The sequence below is a fragment of the Acidovorax sp. GW821-FHT10E03 genome, from assembly GCF_059415205.1.
Genome location: NZ_JBWKMU010000013.1, coordinates 160,422 through 183,252, shown reverse-complemented (window position 1 = coordinate 183,252; position 22,831 = coordinate 160,422). Strand labels below are relative to the sequence as shown.

The following is a 22,831-nucleotide window of genomic DNA, read 5'->3' as shown; positions in this document are numbered from 1 at the left end:
GCGTTGGGGTCCAAGGTGTCCCAGCGCATGGTGTGCCGGTGAATGGTGCCGCCGCGAATGGGGATGAGCGACTTGCCTGGCTTCATCGCGAAGATCCGTTTTGTCACGGAAGGCCGGACAAGATCCAACCTGAAACTTCTGCCTCGGGCGAACCATCGCCGCGGCGGCGGAAAACTGCTCCGGATCGTTGCGAAACACAAAGGAAGAACATGTCATTCGAAGACAACGGATTTTTGGATCGCGGATCTTGGCCCGCGATCAATGCGAATGCCAAGGACGCTGCCGGCCCATTGATGCGGTGGGTCGAGGAACTGTGCGCATTTGCCTGGCGTCATCAGTTCGACCTGGCCAGCCAGCCCGGGGACACAGTCGCCGAGATGCGCATGTGTCTGTACGCCAAGGTTGTGAGCACCGCGCAGGGCGCGGTCATCCTGGTGCACCTGGGTATGGCTCAGCAAGGCGAGGCGCTGGCTCGGGTCGCACTGGAGGCCATGTTTGCCCTGGGCGCAATTACCAAGGACAACGATGCGGCCAAAAGCCTTGCTGCGGGCTATCACGACTCGCGCATCAAGCGCGTCAACAGGGTCCTCGGATCTACCTCGGAGACCCTGAAAGGTTCACTGTCCGAAGTGCGCGCACGCGAAGTGATTGCTGAAAGCCGGGCGGCCATGAAAGAGCTCGATGTGGCATCCAGGAATGTCGAGCAACTCGCCAGGACAGCGGGACTGCACGATCTATACGTGGTGCTGTACTCGAGCCTGAGCGATTCGGTGCATTCGACGGTTCAGGACATGGAGAACCACATCGTCCATCACAACGGCGAAGCGACAGCATTCAGGAACGAACCCGACTTCGAGCGTATCGGCTCTGTCGCTACCATCGTCGCTCAAACGGTGATCGCTGCGCTCGCCATCACAGCACAAGATGTCTCGTCCGAGGCCGTAGCAACGTTCGTCGTGAGCGCACGAGAGAAGCTCCATGAACTGGGCGATTTCAGCCTCGGCAGAACAGGGGCTTCCGACGATCAGTAAAACCGCCGGGACCGGCCACCCTGTCACGGGATTGGGCCAAGTCCTCGCATCTTCCAGCGTCTGAACGGCACCAGAGGCGATTCGGCGGCGAAAGCAACAGGTGCAGCTACGCGACGATGCGTCCGGCCATCCGGGCTTCGCGCGCATAGGCGCCGATGGACTTGTCGGCCTTGAAGTACAGATCCCGCTCCACGACCAGACGCAGCGGTCCGCGCAGCGCCTCCAGCTCAGCCAAGCTCACCCAGCCCAACTCCGGAAAGCCCAGCCCCAGGTCACACAGGCCGTGCAAGCAGTCGTCGTCATCGGGATCGACCCCGCACAGCAGCCAGGTCGCCCCTGCGTCAGGCGTGAAGAGCTTGACCACCGGATGCGGATCGAAGTCCGGGTTCTCGATGGACTGCCGGCCGTTGGCCAGCAGTTGCGCACGTTGTTCGTCGGTGATGAGCCTGGTCATGATGTTCTCCTTGAACGGAATCCGGGCGAAATTGCCCGAGACCGCAGGAGGCACGGCGCAGCGCAGCCGGCCAGGTTCAACGACGGCCGCAGGCCGCCAGCGCACGGCGTGCGCGCCGACCTTGACGGCAAGAACACCGTGCGACGATGGAGGTCACAGCAAGCCAGCCCCTTCCCCCAACGCACCGCGCGACACAGGAAAACTGGCGCCATCGCGCCAAAGGCGATAGCGCCAGCAGCGGGGCCTCGCCCCGCCGTGGGCATCAGCCCTTGAGCCGCCGCATCTCCTCGGCAAGCATCCACAGCGCCCGGTTGAGCTTCACGTTCTGGTCGATGCCCTGCACGGGCCGGGTGCGCATCCGGCGACCCGTGGCACCGCGGCCAGGTAGCCCACCGTTGACCAGCGATTCTTGGGTCCGGTTAAACGTGGACCACAGATCAGAACGCATGTCGTCCGGGCGCCGGGGCTCCAGCACCTGAGCCTCCGTGATCGGTGCCGGCTTCACCGGATCGGGTTCGTACTTCAACGCCAGTGCGGCCCGCGCAAAGATCGCCTGCTCCGCCGCATCCAGGGTGATTGCTCGCATGCCATCCCGGCGTTCACGCACCAGGTCGAAGCCGTCGAGCACCTCGTAGGCCCCCTCGATCACACGGTCCACGATCTGGCCCTTGTGCTGAATCCGCACATCCGCCATCGTGTCGCCGAACACCAGACCGTTCGCACAGACAAAGCGCAGCAGTCCCGCCAGAAGTTGATAGCTGCTGGTGCCGTCGTGCGAGTTCAGCAGCACGATTTCGTTGGCCTCGGCATCGTTCACCTGGGTCGCGTGGCGCATGCGCACCATGTGCTTGGTGAAATCGCGCCGGTCGTCCTGCCGAACCCGCGTCTGGCAAACCATGAACGGCTCGAAGCCCTCCTTGCGCAGCGCGGTCAGCACCTCGCCGGTCGGGATGTACGTGTAGCGGTCGGACCGGCTCACGTGCTTGTCGACAGCGAAGATCGAAGGCGCGACCGCGCGGATCTGGTCGTCGGTCAGAGGCGAGCTGCTGCGCAGCGACGGGGAATGATGGGCGAAACGGGAAGCGAGTTTCATGATGAATCTCCAAAAGGAAGCCGGGCGGGATTGCCCGAGCCCCTTCGGGGCACGGCGCAGCGCAGCAGTCAAGGTGCGAAGACGGCCGCCCCGGCCGCCAGCGCACGCAGTGCGCGCAGACCTTGACGGCCAGACCGCCGTGGCACGATGGGCTCACCAGCAAGCCAGCCCCCCTTTCCTGCCCCGGTTCTCCGCAAGCGAAGCGCGCAGCGCCGCAGGCGCGAAGGCGTCAGCGATCGGCGCCCGACAGGGTCGAGACGCCCGGCGGCTCGATGTGCAACACAAGAGCGCGGTCCGGCAGAGCCGGAGACGCACGGAATCGCCAAACCTCCAAGCCGCTTCCCATCAAACCCGATGAGGAACAAAACCTGCTGTACTTTTCTACGACGATCCGTCAAAGTACGAAGCAACAGAATCGACTTTGCGACGAATACGGTGAAGTCCAGCAGATGCACATGACACGGCCCAAGAGGCCAACCACCCATCGAGACCGCAAGAAGGTCCGGTGCTGAACACGACAAAGCGCCCCGCCGAAGCGGGGCGCCGGGGCGACGCTCAGTCGCCCTTGCTGCGCGACCAGATCAGGTTGTGCACGCCGTCCTCGCCTTCGACCAGGCGGGCATAGATCGTCGCCGGGAACGACGGATCGTCCAGCGTCACCGAGAGGTACGGACGCTCGGCACGACTGACCTTTTTCCAGCCTGCGCCGATATCGAATCCACCCGCCGCGACGATGCGGTAGTCCGGTGCGTTCTCGCTGCCCTTGTCGCTGGGCACGATCTTGACCTTCACGTTCAACGTGAGGGTACGAACCGTGCCGGTGAAGCTGTCGTTCTGTGCGGTGAAAGTGCCGATGTGAGCCATGATTGAAAAGTCCTTCGAGGTTGAACCTGGTTCCGCGCCCATCGCGGCCTTGGCGTGAACCGGACGGCGCGGTGCCGGGCGCGCCGCACCGAAGGCCGCAGCAACGCGAAGGACCGGCAGGCCCGGGAAATTTGCCTCGCGAGGAATCCGCGCAGCGGAGGGGAAATTTGTTGGGCAGGCCGGTTGCGGCGAACAAGCCCGAGGCGCACCGAACGCAGAGAGCGTGCGCCGTGCCGGCGCCAGGATTCACGGCAAATACAAGGCCGAGGGAGCGGACCTGTCCTCGCAAAGGACGGATCGCATGGCCCAGGCACTCCCACCACAAGACAGCGCTCCGGCATGGATTCGGCTCCGCCGAATGCCAGGCCGGCTGACCAGGGAAGACAAGGCAGAGCGCACCACCGCATCGCCGCGACAGGAAAGCGCGAGATAGCAGTTCGAAAGTCAGCGTGCATCCGGCCTGTCGGTGAATGGCCGTCGTTCACGATGATCCGCCGCCCGCCAGCATCGAGGACGGGATGCCAACGCGCAACCGAGCGCGGTAACGCCGAGAACGTCCGCGCACCGCTCACAGGCGGGGCGCCATGTCAGAAGTCGCGGGCAGCGCCCGCTGGAATCCAGAAGTTCAAACGCGCGCGGCACACCTGCCGCGCGCGTCGCGCCGATGCAATCGGCTCGGGTGAGAGAGTGAGAAAAGCCCCGGCCAAAGGGCGGGGGCACAAGCTCACGCCGTGGCGTGCACTTCTTCGGGGTCGTTCACCTCCGAAGCATTCGCTTCGGCGTCAGCCCCCGCGCCTTGTCCTGCCGGTACGTCGACGGCAGGCTCCGGCTTCCTGAACATCATCGGCAACCATCCCGATCCCGCCGCCAGCCGCTCGGCCTCGCTGGCGATCTGCGCCTTCTTGAGTTTCGCCAGCCGGTGAACTTCCCCTGGTGCGAACGCCTGCACCGCTTCCAGTGCCTTGGCTTTGGACACATGATCGAAGTAGCCCGCAGCGCTCGGCGTCCACCATTCGTGCATGTCAAGGTTCACAGCCTCCGCCAGCAAGGCGGCGGGAATCTCCCTCTCCTGCGAAGCGATGGCCGAGACGGTGAAGCCAACGCACACGGCCAGCAGCGACAGCAGTTCGCTCTGCGGCATCGTCAGCAGCTCAGTGAACAAGGCCTCCGGGTCACTGGGCAGGCGTGCCGCCCAGGCCTCCCGGACTTCACGCATGCCCGCCGCCGCCGGGGCCTCGTCCACGTCCGGTGCGTACTGCGCCAGCCGGTCCTGCGCAAAGGCCGTGATGTTGACGGGCGTGCCGCCGTACCCGTCGAGGATGACCCGGTGCGCCAGTTGATGCACCACAGCCACCAGCGCCACCTGCGGATGCCGGGCGACTTCCGCCTGCAATGCGGCCGTGCGGTGTGCGCTCAGCCGCTTCGCCAGCTTCTCCGAGATACCCGGCGTCGCCGGTTCGGCATTCTCTGCGTCCCCATCGATGCCGCCAATGCCGCCGCTGGTCGCTTCCCCCGCCGCCTGCCGCTCCTGCGCCCGCAGCGCCTTGGCCTGTTCCTCGCGCAGCAAGCCGCGATGCACCACGACGCCGCCCAGGTGATCGATCGACACCACGGCCCCGGCCACTGGCACGACACCGGGCGCGTAGGCCATCAAGGTTTGCTCGATGGCTTCCAGTTCGTTCCCGAGCCGGTCCAGTTCTTCCTGCAGGGCCTGCACGCCATCGTCGGACAGGTCGGCATCCTCGTCGTCGAGCTTGTCCTGAAGCTTTTTCTGCTCGGCTTCCAGCTTGGCGATGCGCTTGGCCTCCGCCTTGCCGGGCTCCCGGCGCGTGCGGCGCGCCCGCTGGAAGCCGTGCAGCTCCGCCGCCGTGGCACGTGGGACGACCTCCACCCAGCCCCAATCTTCGGCCTGCACGGATTCGGCGACAGCCGCCAGCTTGTCCCGCGCCAGCACATCCAGCAATCGGGCATCGGTCAGGAATACCCCGTTCTGCTCGTCCGAGAACAGATCGCGCCGGACACCACCGCCCGCCGCCTCGTAGGCCTCCACCCCAACGAAGCGCGCCACCGCATCGCGGCTGGCGTCGATCTCTTCGCTCGTCAGGTGATCGCGCAGCGATTCCGGGCTGCGCTGCCATTGGGGAACGTCGTAGAACGCGGCCTCCTGCGCCGCATGGTCGTCGGTGATGGCCAGCGCCATCAACTGCTCCAGCGAAACCGCATCGGCCTGATAGTCGGCCAGCAGCCGGGGCGAGACGTTGGCGAGTCTTAGACGGCGCCGGACCACGAGCGGCGTGACCCCGAAGTCCGCCGCAATGTCTTCCAGTGACCGGCCTTCGGCAGCCAGGGCCTTCCACGCGAACAATTCATCCACCGGGGACATGGATTCCCGGTGGACGTTCTCGGTCAGGCTGACGGTGCGCGCCGATGCATCGGGTACCAGCAGGCAAGGCACGGGATGATCCTTGCCGAGCTTGCGGCGCTTGGCCAGCAGCTTCAAGGCTGAGAGCCGTCGCTTGCCCGCGACCACCTCGAAATGCTCGCCATCGGGCGACGCAATCACGGTGAGGTTCTGCAGCAGGCCCACGCGGACGATGGACGCCGCCAGTTCGGGAATCGCGGTGCCGCCGCTCTTGCGCACATTGCGGTTCGAGGGGCGCAGCCTGGACAGCGCGATCAGGTGCAGCTCATACGGCGCGACCACCGGGACGGTGATTGCTGCGCCTGCGTCACTGGGGGTGCTGGAAGCTGCTGCGACTGCCACAGCAGCAGCGACTGCGTGCAGGGCATGGACTTCTGGATGGGAAACGGTATTCATGGTCAAACCTCCTGTCCCGCTCGGGGACGTTCAAAACAAGAAGGAAGAAAACAAAATCGCTGGCGTCGGTTCATGGTTTCGGTGTCTGCATGCGCTTGCCTCCTGTGGTTTCAAAGCTGACCGGATTCCAAGATTCGGAGCCCGTTGTGGCTTTGGTGGGTTCGGCGCAGAGACCTGGGCCGGTCCCTGTGTGCCGCCGTCTTTCCTGAGTTCATCGCCCGCGAAGAACCGGGCCCGCGAGGGACGGGCCGTCAAGGAGGAAGCGCAGGGTTGGTGCGGCCCGCAGCCGCAGGCGAGGACACGGCCCGGCGCGCCTTGACGGCCAGGCGCCGCGGGCTACGGTCGCGGGAGAAAGCGATGGACTTGGGGAAAGACGAACAGCGGCCAAGGGCCAGGGGATGCGCTGAATCCACCGCCGCGCGGCGAGCGCCACCGCGTGCCGAAGGCACGCCTAGATGGATGGCTGTTGGCCGATCAAGCGCAGCCTGTTCGGCGGTCTTCGAGGGGCGCCAAGCGCAGCGCGGCGGGGATGGGCTGTCCAGCCGATCCCCTGAAGAGCAAGCGAAGCGCGCAACGCCGAATGTGCGGAGGCATCGACACCGAGCGCAGCAAAAAGGGGGCATCGCCCTTCAGGACGATGCACCCGATGGTTGCCAGGCGCGATCAGTTCGCCGCCCGCGCCACCATCGACTCCAACTGCTCGATCACGCCAGGCTCCACGAATACGCAAGCCTGGTCGTCCGCGATCGGCGCATTGAACACCTTGGCGAATACATCGCGCTTCAGATGGACCAGCCGGCCCGTCCGATACGCCTGTTCGGGCTTGATGCGGCCAGCGCCCGCCGGCGCGCTACGCTGCGGGTCGCATTCGACCAATGCCACAAAGCCGTCATCGGACAGCTTCTGGTGCTCGGGACACAGGCCCCAGCCCGTCGTCGTGTGGTGCTCCATGCTCGCGCGCAGGCGTCGGTCCAGCAAGAGGTTGCCGGTATCGAAACTCACCCCACAGACCAGGCAGACGCGCTGCTCCAGTGAAACGTGCGATTTCTCAGTCATGGCTTTCTCCGGTTATCGGGCGGAATTGCCCGCAACCGTGGCCAGCACGGCGCAGCGCACGCCGTCAGGGGTCAACGACGGCCGCCAGGACGCAAGCGCGCAACGCGCGCGCGGCCCTTGACGGAGAGAACGCCGTGGTACGGTGAAGGGGACAAGCAAGACCGCCATCCACCTCCAACGAAGGCACGGACAGGCAAGCGCAGCGCGCAGGCCCTCGAGGGCCGGAGGCGTCAGGGATCAAAGCCGGATGGCCATGCCGCGCCACGAGGCATGGGGCGCAGCCCGCGAGCCCGACGGCGGCACGCCGGGATGCCCCATTAGGATGTCTGCCATTGGACTTCCTACAAAAAGCACCGATGGCCGACGATCTTCTATTCCTATCCAGTCAATTCGCGCGATGGTGTTCCACGCAAAGACGTTCCGACCTCGAGCAACTGCAAGCCCAGCGAGAGGAAGCACTTGCCCTCCTCGTCGAATGCATCAACACCGGCGAGATCACCAGCCTCGACGGCGTTCAGTCGTCGACATCGCTGAAGATCAAGGATCACCACGGGGTAGACGACTTCGAGATGAACAGCCACTGGATAGGCTCTTCCCAGGACTGGACATGCCCGTGCTGCGGCCGCTCGAAGTTCCAGGTCTCTCGGCTCGGCAAGAAGCAACAGATCCTGGCCAAGCTGGTGATCCATCACGATCACATGGGCGAAGCCTTGCAGGCCGCGTTTCACGCCGCTTTTGTGCGAACGGGCACTAACGTTGAGCAGATCGACGGATTCCGCTTGGTCGAGCGGATGGGCCATGCGTTCGCCGCCTACGAAGAGGTGCTGGTCTGCGAGGACTGCAACAACGCCGACGCCGACGCGAAGAAACTGGTCACCGCCCCGCCCTACTTCTCGTTCTCCACCGGCCAGATTCGCCGATTCATTCAAAGCGGTGAGCATCAGCCGCATTACGTCGATGCGGCGACAGCCCGACACACATGGGAGGAAGCCCGGCCCGCCTATGAACTGCGCATGAAACTGATCAACGCGGTCGCTCGTGCCGCAGCCACGGACACCCATTGGTACGAGCCTCACAAGAGAAGAACCCAGCCCATCCCTGTTCTCGGGTACGCCAACCGCATCGGTGACGCCATGATCAAGGACTGGGTGTCCACCGAAGCGCTCTACAAGGCCCTTGGGCCGCAACCGAAGAAGTCCGACCGCAATCTCGCACGATGGCGCACCACCACACAGAAACCCGGCCAGCCCCTGCCGCCAAACTATCTCGCCATGCTGCGCTCGGAAGAAGCCTTCGCGCTGGCCTGGGACTCAGTCTCAGACGATTGGTCATGCCCAGTGTGCGGACGCGGCAAACAGCAGATCGTCTACATAGGCGACAAGGGCAAGGTCGTGTTCTTCCTGACCAGTAACAACGCGCGAGGCGCTTGGTCCGTGGCACCTCAAATCTGCAGTCAATGTCAATCGACACTGATGAGCCTCAAACTGGAAATCACCGAGTTGACGGGCAACAAACCACCAGACAGCTACAGATTTGTCAGCCCAGGTGAATTGGCAAACATCATCGATTCCAGGCCACATTCACAGCACGCCATCCGCCGAAATGAAGCGGCAGCCCTGGTCGAACAAATCAGCCAACGCCTGCGCGACGGCGCGTCGAACTTCACTTGAGCGCATCGGCCAATGGGCGCGCGTTTCCAAATGCCGATATGCAGTGCGCATCACGCTTGCAGTTTGGCTAATGCCTCGCGCTTACCCATCTTCAGCACGACATGGATGCGTTCGAGCTGCGCCGCGCGCGGTGTCACCTTCCCACTCTCCCACTTGTACACGGAGAGCGTCGATGCTTCCAGCAACGCCGCCATGGCTTGCTGCGAGATACCCAACTGCTCGCGCTTGGCCGCCAACGCCTGCGCGTCGAACCGGAAGCGGCGCTTACGGCGTGCCGGAGTGTCAGTGTCCTGGGCAACAGCCTTGCCATTGTCGACCTGCCGCCCTGCCGCTTTGTGCAATGCCTTCACCTGGGACACCAGGTTCTTGACGTCCCGCTTGAGCGCCGCGATCTCAGAGCGCTGCGCCGTGACGGTCTTGCGCAGGCTCCCCAGTTCGCCCTTGATCTCTTTGCGCGCCATGCGCAGGACCTCGGCCCGGAATGCCTCGGAGAAAGCTGTCATCGTTTCAACCTGAACTATGGATGGTGTGGAGCGTAGCAGCCCCAACAAAAAAGCCGCCCAAGGCCAGTGCCATCGGACGGCTTGCGGAGTAAGGCCTGGCGATTTACTTGCCGGCCTTCTCGGCCTTGCGCTTGGCGGCCTTCGGATCCACCACGGCCTTGAACTTCGCGCCGGCCACAAACTTGGGCACCGTGGATGAGGGGATCTTGATGGCTGCGCCTGTGGCGGGGTTCTTGCCGGCGCGCGCGGCGCGCTTGGCTGACTTGAAGGTACCGAAGCCGACCAGTTGCACGGCATCACCCTTCTTCACGGCGGTCTGGATGGTCTCGATCAGCGTGTCGAGCACGGCATTGGCGGCCGTCTTGGAAAGATCGTTCTTGGAGGCGAGGATTTCAACGAGTTCAGCGCGATTCATAGCTGCAAAGTGAAATGAGGATAGAGAAGCCCCGTTTATATCCGAGGCAGTACGCTATCCCCTTTGAGGCCAAACAGGAGAGGCTCAACATGAGAAGCAATGCACTGTATTTTCCCGGTGTCCATCCCTTCCACCGATGAGCTTCTCGCCGACATCATGCCGTTGGAAAAACTGGTGCGCACAAATCGAGAAACGCAGCGCAGACACAGCCCAGAAGCGTAAGGCTGGACCTGCCGTCGCGCTTTGCCGTAGCACCATAGACAACCCCGGGTACATTTATCAAGATGCGGAGTTGGCTCTTTGGATACGATCCAACTTGCGATGGATCAGGGACATCATCGTCAGGATGTCGAGTGCATCCTGTTCGGACATGGGCCAGTTCGTTTTGGGAGCATGGGCCAACGGGTTGCGCACAGCCCCAAACAAGCCGATCAGCAGGTTCGCAAAACCTCTCTGCTCGCTCTTCTCGGACTCACTAGCCAGCGCCCCCAAGACCAGAACCGGCTGTTGACCTGCAAATGCCTTGTTCACCAGATCGGCACCGTCCCCTGTCAGGCCGGACAGCGTTCGAATTCGCTCCGCGACGCCCTTGGTCGCCTCGAAGACCGCATGGAAGTAGTTCTCGTCGAGCAGTTCGGCGCGGCAGTAGTTCAACACTTCGGCATGGACGACCCGGCTCTCCAGCGCAGCCTTGAGTCGACCGGCACGGGCGCGAGCCGCATCCAGTGTTGTCGCCTTGTCCGCATATCCCACCTTACCGTCGTCACGCACGTAAAATCCGGAGAATGCCAGCACCACATTGAGTTCGTCGCGGCGCCAGGCGAACGCCCCAGGATCGCGCGCATAGTTCACTGGATTCATCGCGCGATTGATGAACATGATCAGGTAGTTGCCCATCTGATGCTCGTTCTGCGCCTCGGCAAGAGCATTGAACAGCCGCTTCCACTTCGTAATGCCCGGCGAAGTGTCGGCCACCTCGATTTCTTGCAGCAGGCGCTCGATCTGCGTGCCGCTCAGACCACGCTCGGTATCGGCCAGCACGCGACAGGCAGCTTCAAGCTGCTGCGAACTAAAAACGGGAATCCGTGTCGCCATTGCGTAGCTCCGTCTGAGCAGCCATTAGATGATGGCTTGCAATCCCTTGCCGGCAAAGATATTCAACAGCGTGAGCGCCCGCCCTGCGGAGCGCCTGTCGCTCTGATCCAACTTGCGCACCGTGGATGCCGCAGTGCGCAAGTGCGGAGCGAATACCGGCTGGCTGCACTTCACGCTCATTGCTCCGCCCATAGTCCGTCAGGGCCAACATAGTTGAGCACAATGGTTTTTCGAGCTCCGGATGCGGTGGCAACCAACAGCCCCGCGCGATCAGCGTTGAGCCGTTGGGTTAAGACCCCGAGGCGTTCATAGTCGGCGCTCATGACGATATCTCCCGAATCGTTGGTTGAATCGATACGGAGCGGCACCCCCGATTTCGGCATCTTTCCCTCAAGCCAGGACACCTCCGCTGAATCGATTGAACGAGTCCAAGGCTGCGCCGCCTGCGTATCGAAAGAACGCACAAACTCCATCCACAGTGAATGTGTTTCAACAGTCGGCCATGAGGCTTTGGCGGCAAGGGCTTCAACGGCTTCGCTTCGCAACCACCGAACCAATGCGCGGGCCGAAGTGAACTGGCCATCGCCATCTCCAACAGCCTTTATCGCAGCAAGTCGCGACGCGAATCCGGCTTGCATGAGATACGCCGCGGACCTAAGTAGTGTTCCCGTTTCCACTGCGGCGACGGCAAGCCTCGACTCACGATCCGTGAGTTCAGCTTCCTCATCGAACGGATCCTGATGCGCAAGGCCGCGCACACGCACCGCCTCCATAGCCCACGGGAGCTTGTAGATCAACCCTTGCTCCACGAAAGCGAAAACCTCTGCGGTATTCGCGGTGGTCAGTGCTGCCAATGGCTTGCCACTGAGCCACAACGACAATATTTCCTTCCAGTTGGCGGGCAGGTCATCTGGAACAAAAGGAGGTATGGAAAAGACGACCTCAGCGAACGCTGTGATCGCCTCGGTTGCATCCGGGTGATCTCCACCCAGGATCGCACTATTCGCGCGAGCAAGGAGTGCTTCCAATTCGGCCGCCCGAGCATCAAGCAAGCGGCCTGTTTCCAAACCCACGCCAGCCAGGAAATAGCCTCGTCGCTGTGCGGCCGTCGAGTGGCTCCACACGAACTTGGCTCGCGCTAGCAGAGTCGTCGTGAGCGCCTGTACGACATGGGCCTTGCGATGCCTGAGCCGTCGCTCGAACAATGACGAAGCGAGCGCCGCATCGAGGCGTGCTTCGATCTCGTCATCCGGTACTGCCTGATCGCCGAGGAAGCTCAATATTGCAGTGTCAAGACTGGTCATGTACGACCGCCACTTTGACTCTTCAGTGGCTGCCTCCTCGACGGACTCGTCAGACACCTTGGGGAATTTCCACGCGGCATTGCCCGCCACGTATGTCAGCAAGCTCTCCACGTCCTTCGTTCCAAGCTTGGCCGCCATACGCAGCAGCAAGGTGAGGATCAGGCGCAGCAATCCGCTTTCCATTTGTCGCCCGCTGTGATCGTCAATCATGGACTGCCACTGTCGTCGGCGATTTCCCTCATCGTCGAACATGGGGTACAGGACCAATCCCTCGACATCGATGTACGCTCGACCTGCGCGGCCGACCACATTTCGGAATTCAGAGATTTCAATGGTCTGGCGATTGCGGATCAATCCGTGAAAAACGAGACTAGTCGCGGAGAGATTCAAGCCCTGCGCAAGGGTCGGTGACGAGATCGTGATCTTCAGAACCCCATCACGCAGCAGTCGCTCGACCTCTTTGCGGTAGGGTGATGGCAAGGCGCCGTGATGCACCGCCACACCGAGCTGCAGACACTTCAACAGTACGTGCTCCTTGCCGAACCACTCGGCGCCAATGGCCAGAGCCGATGCAAGAATCGCCTTGTCCTGGTTGAACACCGAGGCCAAAGCTCCACGTTTGTGCAGGTCGACGATCGCCGTGGCGAAGGGCTCCACCGATGCGCGCAATGGACAGAAGATGAGCACCGTCTGACCATCTTCTACGAGGCGCCAGGCTGTAGCCAAACAGAGTTCGCGCTGATCCTTGGGGAAACTCGTCGTGCGCCTGCCGACTGGGGGCACAAAGCCGCTTAAGAATTTTGGAACAAACGGTTTTTCATCTCCCACCGAAACGGTAAGACTCGCGTGCTCCCCATTCCACGTCACTTCGCCGAAGCGAAGCCGTGTGGGTCGCCACTTGTCCTGAATCAAGCCTTCGGGCTTGTCACCTGTCAGCCATGCCGCAAAGTCATCAAGCTGATCGCCCTCGGGAAGAATTGCCGAAAGACAGACGATGCGGCGGCTTGCCGCATCGGCGCGGGTCAGAAGCCGCTGTATCTGGGCCTCGTAACGCACCTCCCGTTCATTGAGACCAATCATGTGCCCTTCATCGAGCACAACCAGTCCGACGTCATCCAAAAGGTCCGGGTCGCTTCTAAGGGCAAAGTCGAGTTTTTCAGGAGTCGCCACGATGATGTCCCTAGCGCGCAACGCATCGACATCGGCACCGCTCGCCCCAATGCTTCCGTAGAGGCTTGAGACACTCTTTCCCAGCGGCCGAAAGGTCCGTTGCAGCCCCACCTCTGTTTGCGCCGACAAGGCGCGAAGCGGTGTGACGAACACGACACGCTTTCCGGCTGCGAGGCATGCCAGTATGCAAAGCTCAGCGATCCGCGTTTTCCCAGCGCTAGTCGGAAGCGAAAGTACCAAGTTGGCATCGTCGTCAAGCACTCGTTTTGCGGCTTCAAGCTGAGACGGCCACAGCTCAATTTCAGATCTTCCGCGGCGATACAAGGAAGCGATGAATAGCTGCCTGAGTTCGGGCCAAGCCGACGTAGCGTCGCTGGGCGAGCCGTCTATCGGCAGTCGCTGGTGGAAGCTCATGTCCCAGAGCCCCTGGATCAGATGAATTGCCAACTTGTGGCACCACCATAAGGCAACCAGATTGAACTCCGCAGCGCCGCCTCGTCCGACGCGTAGCTTTGAGAGAGACGTCTCGATCAGCAAGGCGTCACCGCGTTCAAACGCAAGCATTGCGGTCGCTAGTGCGCCTAGGAAGTTATCGGTCAAAGCCAAATCTACCGCGTTGGCGAGCGTCGAATCTGGAGGCTCTTCGTCAGACTCGTCCTGTGCTGTGACCTCGATGAGTGCCGAACCAACAGCAGAGATCAAGGCCTCATCGGACCCAGTGCCATTCGATTTCCATCTGGCGATCTCATCATTTAGGCCATCTAGATCTCGTAGCATCAGTTTGGCGAGGCTTCGCTCACATTTGCTAAGGTTCGCCTGCTCAATGCCTACATGCAGCAGCGAATACGCGCGCGCAGAGAAGCGACCCAGGTGATAGGACGCGGCCGCTACGACGCGATGGAAATCGCGCGCAGGGGCATCCGAGTTTCTGACGACTACCGCCTCCAACGCTTCACCCGCGTGCTCGAAGGCATTTCGTGCAAGTATCGGATTACCGTTTAGCTCCGTGAGCCGTAGACCAAGCGATAGCAACGAATACCCGTAGGAGAGCAGGTCATAGGTCAAGAAGGTCGAGAATCTCGGCGCGTCGTCAGGAAGAACACCATCGCGCCAAATCATCGATCTGGACTGTCCGCGAGCGAGGAGTTTCTCTCTGAACCCTGGCGCGATGGCCTGCGCAATGTTCGCTTCAATCTCTTCGATGCTAGATGCCATTGCTGACTACCAGATCAAATACCGATTTGATGAACTTCTGATGCTCGACGACACGGAGCCCGACTGATATCTGTTCGATGGTCCCTGTGTATGTCTCAAGGTCGCGGCGCAGGTGCGCGGCAGGATCATTTCCGGAGAAGGTGAACATCAAGTGCGTGACTTGTGACGCCTTAAGCCGCGTCTTGAGCTGAGCCGAATCGAGCAAGTCGGCCAGATGCGTGTTCCCCTGTTCGAAACACCTATCGGCCACGAATGAGATCGCGTGTGCAGAAGGACGCCCCTTGTTCGCGGACAGCGCCTTTCGTGCCGCTGTCACGGTTGTGCCCGATAGGGCAACGCGACTCTTCGCCTCGCCCTTGAGAACCAGCACCTCCCCAGTGGCGGCATCCACACCAAACGCAAGCACGTCCTCGCCTCGCATTGACATATTTCGGTGATCTTTCCAACGCAAACGTTTCACCCCCTGCGTGAAAACCGTGAACTCGCCGAGGTAAGAGGTTCCCAAGATCTCGCCAAGGTCGCCGGAACGAATGGACTTGGAGGTGGGCAGTTTCTCATCGATGTATTCAGCCACAGCTGTCTTGCCCAACGATCTCATCAAATGGGCGACGCGAGCATCCGAGGCATATTGCGAGGGAACAAGCTTTGATAGCGCCTTGACGGCGCCACCTATTTTTTTTGGATCCGCATTGAGAACCGTCATCTCATGACCGTTGACGCTCTCCTTGATGGTCGCGCACCATTTAACGAACTGTGCCATTCGTCCCCCATTTCTCCAATATGATTAAACCGTCACACGGCAATGCGCGCCGCAGTCCCCGCGTGCTCGCGCAAGAGATACAGCAGTCCGCCCCCATCAATCAGTTCAATCGGCTTGTCCTTGGAAAAGTTGTACGCATCAGGCCCATAGCCACTGGTGCAGACCAGGATGCCCTTGTTGGCTCCTTCATTGAGCATGGTCCCGTACAGATCCCGAACGGCACTCACTCCCACCGTATCGCGATAGCGCTTGGCCTGGATCACCACCTTGCCGCCGAGCACTGGACGCGTATCGAATGCGACCGCATCCACGCCGCCATCTCGTGAACTGCGCGTGAGCTTGGTGTCTAGCCCCATCTTGCTGAAGAGATTGGAGACAAGCACTTCGAAGTCCGCCGGCGTCAGGTCCATCAGGTTCGGGCGCGTTTCGAGCCCTGACAGGGCATCTCCCTGCTCGATGAAGCGCTTGTCGACCATGTCAAATTCGACGATCGGCTTGACCGCCTGCAACTCGTCGGGGCGGTTGGACACCTGGGCGCCGAGATTTCGCAGGCAGGCCACCTTGTCGACCTTCTCCAGCCGCAGGCCCAAGAATTCCATCTTCGGCGCCCGCACAGACACGACCGGCACCCGTACCTCGCGCCCGCTGGCCGGATCGTGCGTGTCCACCATGCCATTGAAGGTGGCCAGCGCGAGCGCATCGGCCTGATCGGCCTCGAACAGTTCGTGCAAGGTGCGCAGCGCGATCGAGGCGACGATGTCCTGGTAGAGTTGCTTGATCTCTGCCGGCTTCCTGGCCTTGGACTCGATGGCGTCCTTGGTCTTGACGTAGCGGTACTCCGCCTCCTTGGGGATCGCCTGTACTTCCGGCAGGTCGTATTCCACGATCAATTCCGACGAGTCCGGGCTGTGGGCGATGCGAAATTTCTGCGGGAACCCCTCCGTGGGGTACTCAGACCGCGCGAGCACCATCTCGTTGTAGGCCACCACGGCGTCCGGCTCCTTGGCGCGGTAGGCCGTCTGGAACTCATCGACCTCGGCGTTGCGGCGCTGGGCCTCCATCTCGAATTGGCTCTTGCGCTGGTCGTAGTCCGCCTTGAGCTTGGCAAACTGCTCGCGCTTGGCGGCCTCGGCCTGGTTGAAGCGCGCGACTTCCGACTGATGGTCACTGGCCGCCTTGGCCAGTGCGGCGGCATGCTTCTTCGCAGCTCCCGGAATCAGCTTGCGCAGGCCGGAAGGGGGCTGAATCTGCAGCGCGCGTGGGGCGCGGCCCGGTGCGAGTTCCGGCGGTGGCTTGAACGCTTCGAAATCCGCCGCGGGCCGCAGCGCGTCGAAGTCGATTCGGTCATCCAGCGACAGCGTATGCGCCAGGATGCCCTGCAGTTCTTCCAGCCGATCCTGCAACTCGGCGTTCAGGTCATCGGCTTCGCCCTGCCGGTCAGCCAGGTACTGCGCTTTGGCAAGTTTCTGCGCGGCACGGTCGTCGCGGTTCTGCTGTGCCAGCGCCATGCGTTGATGGCGCTCGATCTGCCGTGCCTGGGTCAACTGCGCACGAATGCCGCGCTGGCGTTCACGCTCAGCCGCAGCCACTGCCCGCGCCGTGGCGCGCAGGAATCCCTCAAAACCGCTTCTTCGCCCCATTTCTTCTCCTTCTTGTAATTGGTCGCCATCAGGAGCCCTGTACCTCGCGCGTGCCCCGGCATCCCGCAGAAAACTCCGAGCACCCCCAGAATGCGTTGCCAGCCGCGGCGCCCCGCTTCGCCACCCGCCGCACCATCGCTTTGCCACACTTGGGGCACGACGGGTCGGCGGACACTGCCGGCTCCATCGCCTGAGCAATGCCAGCCGATTCAGCAGACCTTGCGGGCGTTGCCGTGCCATGCGGCACCGCCGCATGGGAAAATGATGGACTTGTCTCGGCCTTACCGCGCGCTTCGCGCAGCAACTGCATGAGCGCCGGACCATCGATCAGTCGGATGTTGCGGCCGCTGGTGAACGCCGCCGCCTCCTGCGTGAAGCGCCCGGAGGTCACGACGAAGCCGCCTGCTGCGCCATGCGCGGCCATCACGCCATAAAGCTCTCGCACCGTGGAGACACCAACCTTGAAGGCTTTCCACTGCTTGCATTGCACGAAGGACTTCTCGCCGGCCCTGGTGAGCACCAGGTCCACGCCACCATCGGCTCCGCCACCACCTACCTCCTTGACCGCATACCCGCGTCGCCGGAATCCTTCACCGACCAGCAGTTCGAACTGCTGCCAGGACATGTCCTGCAGCGCATCGGCACTGCTGCTCGCGGAGGTCGTATCAAACAAGGCGCGCCGCTGCCGCCGACGCACCGCCGACATGACGGCGCCAAAGAGACAGATCATCGGCAGCAGATACTGGCCTCCCGTGGCGAGGCCTTGCCAGATTGCCGTCGTGGCCAACTGCCCGATCTGCTGGACAGACTGTGCCGCAGGCAGTGGACGCGTGGCAATGGCATGCAGCACCCAGTAACTGGCGAGCGCCAACACCACGCCCGCCCACCAAGGCATCAAGGCCACCAGATCCATGAGGTCCTCGGCCGTGCTGGACTTGCGCCGTCTCGCCATTGATTCCCCTCCGAAACCGCCGATTGTCAGATTGAATAAACATTCTGCAACAATTCCGAGGAGCATTCGCCAAACGAATCAAAAGGTATGCCCCATTCGACGCATCAGTCGCTAGGCGCATGAAGCAGCCGGACTCGCGTCACTCGAAGCCGGTGGCCTTGAATGATTCGCTGTTCCTTCCACGCCCCTTCCACGCCCTTCTGCGCCCGTGCACGCCTACGCGGGTTTTGCCTGCGTGCGCCGCCTCGGAAAATTTGTCCCAGACAAGGCCGCCGCCCTTCCCTGCGTCGATGGCCTTCTGAACGGAGGTCATCGTCATGGGCCATGCCAGTCAATGGGTACTCATCAAGCGTTTCGCTGAGATCACGGGCTACAGCGAGAACGCCGTGCGGCACAAGGTCAAAAACGGCACCTGGATTGAGGGCCGTCTCTGGCGCAAGGCGCCGGACGGCCGCATTTTCGTGAACGTGGCCGAGTTCGAGCGCTGGGTCGAAAGCGAAACCCACGTTGTCGCCTTCTAGCGACCCTTAGGACGCAACGCTTCAGGCGACCTTGACCGAGGAAATACGCTCAATGAGCGTACAATGCCGCCAACACAGTTTTCCCCCGGTCGCGCATGGCGGCGCGGGTTCTTGTCATCGGCACCCATGACCGACTCGAAACCGCATAGTCCCACGCCGACCGCCATACGCGGAGCCCGCCTTGCCGTAGGCCTCACGCAAACCGAAGCGGCACACACGGTACGGGCATCGCTGCGTGGATGGCAGCAATGGGAAGCAGGTGACCGGGCGATGCCGCCCGGTTTGTTCGAGCTGTTCATGCTCAAGACCGGGCAATGGCCGCTCGGCGATGAAGCGGAGAACTGAGTAGCGAGGATCAAAGACATGGCGGGCGCAGCAGCAACCAATACAGGTTTTCCCGGTGTGGAGGTACACGGCAAGTCGATCCGTGTCGCCTTCATGTACAAGGGCGCCCGCCATCGGCACACGCTCGGCATCGAGCCGACCCGCAACAACATCAAGCACGCCGCCGGCCTGCGCAGCGCAGCGCTGTTCGCGCTGAAGAACGGCAACTACAACGAAACCGAGTTCTTCCCGCACTCGCGCGCGGCCGACAGCTCCGCGTCCAGCAAGCGCGTGGGTGATCTCTGCGAGCGCTACAAGCCGCTCAAGGCGGTGGACATCACGCCTGAGACGCAATCGCGCTACGAGGTCGCGCTCGACATCTGCGTGGCGACGTTAGGCCGCAATCGCGTAGTCGACACCCTGCTCCCTGAGGACATCCAGAAGCTGCGTGCGGATCTGATCGTCACACGCGCCGTCTCCACGGTGAACCACTACCTGGCAACCTTCGCCGGCTTCCTGCACTGGTGCGAGAACAACCATTACTGCGGCGAACTCGGCAAGCACTGCGTGCGCTTCACCAAGAGCAGCAAAGACCCGGACCCGCTGACCTACGAGGAATACCTCACGCTGATCGAGAAGGGCTGCCTGCACCCCATCGACGAGGCCGCCGTAACGTTGGCCATCTATACCGGGTTGCGGCCGGGCGAACTGCTTGCGTTGGCCGTCGAGGATGTCGCGCCAGACTTCAGCAAGATCACGGTGCGCCGTTCGATCACGCAGTCTGTGACGTTCAAGGTGCCCAAGACCAAAAAGGAGCGCACCGTGTTGCTGCAGCCACCGGTGCGCGAAGCGTTGAAGGTGCTGATCGCGGACGCGGAGCGGCGTGAACCTGCCGACCTGACCGTCTGGCTGAACCGCCATGAATCGCGCATCGACCGCGTGCGCGTGCTGCTATCGCCGAAGACGCAGGCCCGCAAGAAGGTCGTCAACGACTACTTCGTACCGAGCGCCTGGAACACCAAGTGGGCCAATCTGATCCGGCGCGCGGAGATCCGGCCTCGCCCGGCTTACCAGACCCGGCACACCTACGCCTGCTGGAACCTCACGGCACGGGGCAACCTGGCCTTCATCGCCAACCAGATGGGCCACAGCGACTATTCCATGCTCGTCACCGTTTATGGTCGATGGATAGATACGGAGTCCCCCAGAGAGCTGGAGCGCATCTGGGAGGGCATGCAAAACATGGCAAAAAGTGCCCCAAATTTGCCCCAAAAAACTGATGTAGAAAATGTAAGTTGTTGATTTATATGGAAAAATTAGAATTTTCTGCGCACACGCCCATGATGCAGCAGTACCTGGCCCTGAAGGCCGGGTATCCCGAAACGCTTGTGTTCTACCGCATGGGCGATTTCTACGAGGTGTTCTATGGCGACGCCGAAAAGGCGGCGCGCCTGCTCGACATCACCCTCACGCAGCGCGGCCAGTCGGGCGGCCAGCCGGTGACCATGGCGGGCGTTCCCTTCCATGCGCTGGAGAACTACCTGGCCCGCCTCATCAAGATGGGCGAGTCGGTGGCCATCGCCGAGCAGGTGGGCGAAGTGGGCGCGGCCAAGGGGCCGGTGGAGCGCAAGGTCGTGCGGGTGGTCACGCCCGGCACGCTGACCGACACGGAGCTGCTGTCCGACAAGTCCGAATCGCTGCTCATGGCCGTGCACCAGGCGCCGCGCGCGCGCTGCGGCCTGGCGTGGCTGAGCGTGACGCAAGGGCGCGTGTACCTGGCCGAATGCGCGCAGGACGAACTGGGCGGGTGGATCGCGCGCGTGGGCCCCAGCGAGCTGATCTACAGCGCGGGCGTGACGGACCGCTTCGAGCAGCAGCTGCAGGCGCTGCGCCAGGGCGGCGCCTTCAACTGCCCCATGAGCCCCCGGCCCGACTGGCAGTTCGACAGCGCCCTGGGCGAGCGCAAGCTGCTCGAAAACCTGGGCGCCGCCAGCCTGCAGGCCTGGGGCGCGCAGGACCTGGGCGAGGCGCACGCCGCCGCGGCCGGCCTGCTGGCCTATGCCGAGCACACCCAGGGCCGCACGCTCACGCACGTGCACAGCGTGCAGGTGCAGCGCGGCGACGACCTCATCGACCTGCCCGCCACCACGCGGCGCAACCTGGAGCTCGTGAAGACCCTGCGCGGCGACGACGCGCCCACGCTGTTCTCGCTGCTGGACACCTGCATGACCGGCATGGGCAGCCGCCTGCTCAAGACCTGGCTGCTGGAGCCGCGCCGCGACCGCGCCGAGGCACGCCAGCGCCTGTCGGCCACCACAGCCTTGCGGGGTGCGGGCGGCGCAGGCGGCGGTGCGGGCCCCTGGTCCACACTGCGCGGCGAACTCAAGGGCGTGAGCGATGTGGAGCGCATCACCGCCCGCATCGCGCTGCGCCAGGTGCGCCCGCGCGAGCTGGTCGCGCTCTGCAAGACGCTACAAAAATCAGAGCTGCTAGCGCTTTCTGGACAAGCGCCAGAGCCCTATTTGATTCAGATCTTCAGCCACCTGCATCCGCCCGAGGGCTGTACCGCCCTGCTGTGCGCGGCCATCGCCGAGGAGCCCGCCGCGCTGGTGCGCGACGGCGGCGTGATCGCCCCGGGCTTCGATACCGAACTCGACGAACTGCGCGCCATCCAGACCAACTGCGATGCCTTTCTGCTGGACCTGGAAACGCGCGAGAAAACCCGCACCGGCATCGCCAACCTGCGCGTGCAGTTCAACAAGGTGCACGGCTTCTATATCGAAGTGACAAGCAGCAACCTTGGCCGGGTGCCCGACGACTACCGCCGCCGCCAGACCCTGAAGAACGCCGAGCGCTTCATCACGCCCGAGCTCAAGGCCTTCGAGGACAAGGCGCTGTCGGCCAACGAGCGCGCCCTGTCGCGCGAGAAGTGGCTGTACGAGCAGATCCTCGACCAGCTCCAGCCCCACGTGCCCGCGCTCACCCGCCTGGCGCAGGCCCTGGCCACGCTGGACGTGCTGTGCACGCTGGCCGAGCGCTCGCTCACGCTGAACTGGTGCGCGCCGCAGTTCGTGCCCGAGCCCTGCATCGAGATCGAAGGGGGCCGCCACCCCGTGGTCGAGGCGCGCCTGGCCGAGACGTCGAGCGGCAGCTTCATCGCCAACCACACGCGGCTGAACGCCAATACGCGCATGCAGGTCATCACCGGCCCCAACATGGGCGGCAAGTCGACCTACATGCGGCAGGTGGCGCTCATCGTGCTGCTGGCCAGCATGGGCAGCCACGTGCCGGCCGCCAGCTGCCGGCTGGGGCCCATCGACGCGATCCACACCCGCATCGGCGCGGCGGACGACCTGGCCAACGCGCAGTCGACCTTCATGCTGGAGATGACCGAGGCCGCACAGATCCTGCACGCGGCCACGCCCCACAGCCTGGTGCTGATGGACGAGATCGGCCGGGGCACCAGCACCTTCGACGGCCTGGCGCTGGCCAGCGGCATCGCCACGCACCTGCACGACAAGACCCGCGCGTTCGCGCTCTTTGCCACGCACTACTTCGAGCTGACCGAGCTGCCCGCCAAGGCGCGCCACGCGATCAACATGCACGTGAGCGCCACCGAGTCGGGCGCGGACATCGTGTTCCTGCACGAGATCCAGCCCGGGCCGGCCAGCCGCAGCTACGGGATCCAGGTGGCCAAGCTCGCGGGCATGCCCTCGCCGGTGCTGCACCACGCCCGCCATGCGCTGGCCGCGCTGGAGGAGCGCGCGGGCGAGAACGACCTGCAGGTGGACCTGTTCGCCACCCCGGCCGCGCCCGAGGGCGCGGGCGCCAGCCCGGTGGAGGCCGCGCTGGCGGGCATCAATCCCGATGCGCTGAGCCCGCGCGAGGCGCTGGATGCGCTCTACCAGCTCAAGAAGATGGCGGGCTGAGGCGACGGCGCCAGGCT

At 63.1% G+C, this 22,831-nt stretch carries 19 protein-coding genes; 6 read left to right on the top strand and 13 right to left on the bottom strand.

Features of this window, described 5'->3' with window-relative positions; genetic code table 11:
- Positions 1 to 209: 209 nt before the first annotated feature.
- Complete coding sequence (locus AC07OD_RS22415; RefSeq protein ID WP_494598045.1) at positions 210 to 1,031, top strand: DUF5677 domain-containing protein; 822 nt, start codon at positions 210 to 212, stop codon at positions 1,029 to 1,031.
- Between the two features lie 106 nt (positions 1,032 to 1,137).
- On the opposite strand, the gene AC07OD_RS22410 is transcribed toward AC07OD_RS22415, so the two are convergent.
- The 5 genes from AC07OD_RS22410 to AC07OD_RS22390 form a co-directional block, all read right to left on the bottom strand.
- On the bottom strand, positions 1,138 to 1,488 hold the full coding sequence (locus tag AC07OD_RS22410) for a DUF2958 domain-containing protein (protein WP_494598105.1): 351 nt from the start codon (positions 1,486 to 1,488) through the stop codon (positions 1,138 to 1,140).
- A gap of 259 nt (positions 1,489 to 1,747) precedes the next feature.
- On the bottom strand, positions 1,748 to 2,578 hold the full coding sequence (locus AC07OD_RS22405) for a DUF932 domain-containing protein (RefSeq protein ID WP_494598044.1): 831 nt from the start codon (positions 2,576 to 2,578) through the stop codon (positions 1,748 to 1,750).
- A 555-nt stretch (positions 2,579 to 3,133) separates the two neighbouring features.
- Positions 3,134 to 3,442, bottom strand: a complete 309-nt coding sequence (locus AC07OD_RS22400; protein WP_478179443.1) for a DUF736 domain-containing protein — start codon at positions 3,440 to 3,442, stop codon at positions 3,134 to 3,136.
- Positions 3,443 to 4,166: 724 nt separating this feature from the next.
- Entirely contained in the window at positions 4,167 to 6,260 is a 2,094-nt protein-coding gene (locus AC07OD_RS22395; RefSeq protein ID WP_494598043.1) for a ParB/RepB/Spo0J family partition protein, read from the bottom strand.
- Positions 6,261 to 6,923: 663 nt separating this feature from the next.
- Positions 6,924 to 7,316 (bottom strand): ATPase, encoded by a 393-nt coding sequence (locus tag AC07OD_RS22390; protein WP_494598042.1) that lies wholly within the window; start codon positions 7,314 to 7,316, stop codon positions 6,924 to 6,926.
- A gap of 356 nt (positions 7,317 to 7,672) precedes the next feature.
- On the opposite strand from AC07OD_RS22390, the gene AC07OD_RS22385 reads away from it, so the two are divergent.
- Positions 7,673 to 8,986: a hypothetical protein gene (locus AC07OD_RS22385; RefSeq protein WP_494598041.1), complete on the top strand. Its 1,314-nt coding sequence runs from the start codon at positions 7,673 to 7,675 to the stop codon at positions 8,984 to 8,986.
- A gap of 50 nt (positions 8,987 to 9,036) precedes the next feature.
- Here the strand turns inward: AC07OD_RS22385 and AC07OD_RS22380 are convergent, their stop codons facing one another.
- The 8 genes from AC07OD_RS22380 to AC07OD_RS22345 all read right to left on the bottom strand — a co-directional run bounded on the left by AC07OD_RS22380 (position 9,037) and on the right by AC07OD_RS22345 (position 18,359).
- Positions 9,037 to 9,489 (bottom strand): helix-turn-helix domain-containing protein, encoded by a 453-nt coding sequence (locus AC07OD_RS22380; RefSeq protein ID WP_494598040.1) that lies wholly within the window; start codon positions 9,487 to 9,489, stop codon positions 9,037 to 9,039.
- A gap of 103 nt (positions 9,490 to 9,592) precedes the next feature.
- The gene (locus tag AC07OD_RS22375) at positions 9,593 to 9,904 is read right to left on the bottom strand and encodes an HU family DNA-binding protein (protein WP_494598039.1); all 312 of its coding nucleotides are present in this window, start codon (positions 9,902 to 9,904) and stop codon (positions 9,593 to 9,595) included.
- 279 nt (positions 9,905 to 10,183) lie between these two features.
- Entirely contained in the window at positions 10,184 to 10,999 is an 816-nt protein-coding gene (locus AC07OD_RS22370; protein WP_494598038.1) for a TIGR02391 family protein, read from the bottom strand.
- 176 nt (positions 11,000 to 11,175) lie between these two features.
- Entirely contained in the window at positions 11,176 to 14,688 is a 3,513-nt protein-coding gene (locus AC07OD_RS22365) for a DEAD/DEAH box helicase (protein ID WP_494598037.1), read from the bottom strand.
- Positions 14,678 to 15,448 carry a Hachiman antiphage defense system protein HamA gene (locus AC07OD_RS22360; protein WP_494598036.1) on the bottom strand — a complete coding sequence of 257 codons (771 nt, stop codon included), beginning with the start codon at positions 15,446 to 15,448 and terminating at the stop codon, positions 14,678 to 14,680. Before AC07OD_RS22360 ends, AC07OD_RS22365 begins: the two co-directional genes overlap by 11 nt.
- Before the next feature lie 32 nt (positions 15,449 to 15,480).
- Complete coding sequence (locus AC07OD_RS22355; RefSeq protein WP_494598035.1) at positions 15,481 to 17,088, bottom strand: restriction endonuclease; 1,608 nt, start codon at positions 17,086 to 17,088, stop codon at positions 15,481 to 15,483.
- 28 nt (positions 17,089 to 17,116) lie between these two features.
- On the bottom strand, positions 17,117 to 18,040 hold the full coding sequence (locus tag AC07OD_RS22350; protein ID WP_494598104.1) for a restriction endonuclease: 924 nt from the start codon (positions 18,038 to 18,040) through the stop codon (positions 17,117 to 17,119).
- Positions 18,041 to 18,179: 139 nt separating this feature from the next.
- Complete coding sequence (locus AC07OD_RS22345; protein WP_494598034.1) at positions 18,180 to 18,359, bottom strand: hypothetical protein; 180 nt, start codon at positions 18,357 to 18,359, stop codon at positions 18,180 to 18,182.
- Between AC07OD_RS22345 and xisR the strand changes: the two genes are divergently transcribed.
- The 4 genes from xisR (at position 18,358) to mutS (ending at position 22,814) form a co-directional block, all read left to right on the top strand.
- Complete coding sequence (gene xisR, locus AC07OD_RS22340) at positions 18,358 to 18,561, top strand: excisionase family protein (protein ID WP_494598033.1); 204 nt, start codon at positions 18,358 to 18,360, stop codon at positions 18,559 to 18,561. The two genes, AC07OD_RS22345 and xisR, sit on opposite strands and share 2 nt — an antisense overlap.
- Positions 18,562 to 18,687: 126 nt before the next feature.
- On the top strand, positions 18,688 to 18,906 hold the full coding sequence (locus AC07OD_RS22335) for an XRE family transcriptional regulator (RefSeq protein WP_494598032.1): 219 nt from the start codon (positions 18,688 to 18,690) through the stop codon (positions 18,904 to 18,906).
- 18 nt (positions 18,907 to 18,924) lie between these two features.
- Positions 18,925 to 20,187, top strand: coding sequence for a tyrosine-type recombinase/integrase (locus AC07OD_RS22330; protein ID WP_494598031.1), 1,263 nt, complete (start codon positions 18,925 to 18,927; stop codon positions 20,185 to 20,187).
- Positions 20,188 to 20,192: 5 nt separating this feature from the next.
- Positions 20,193 to 22,814 carry a DNA mismatch repair protein MutS gene (mutS, locus tag AC07OD_RS22325; protein ID WP_494598030.1) on the top strand — a complete coding sequence of 874 codons (2,622 nt, stop codon included), beginning with the start codon at positions 20,193 to 20,195 and terminating at the stop codon, positions 22,812 to 22,814.
- Positions 22,815 to 22,831 lie beyond the last annotated feature (17 nt).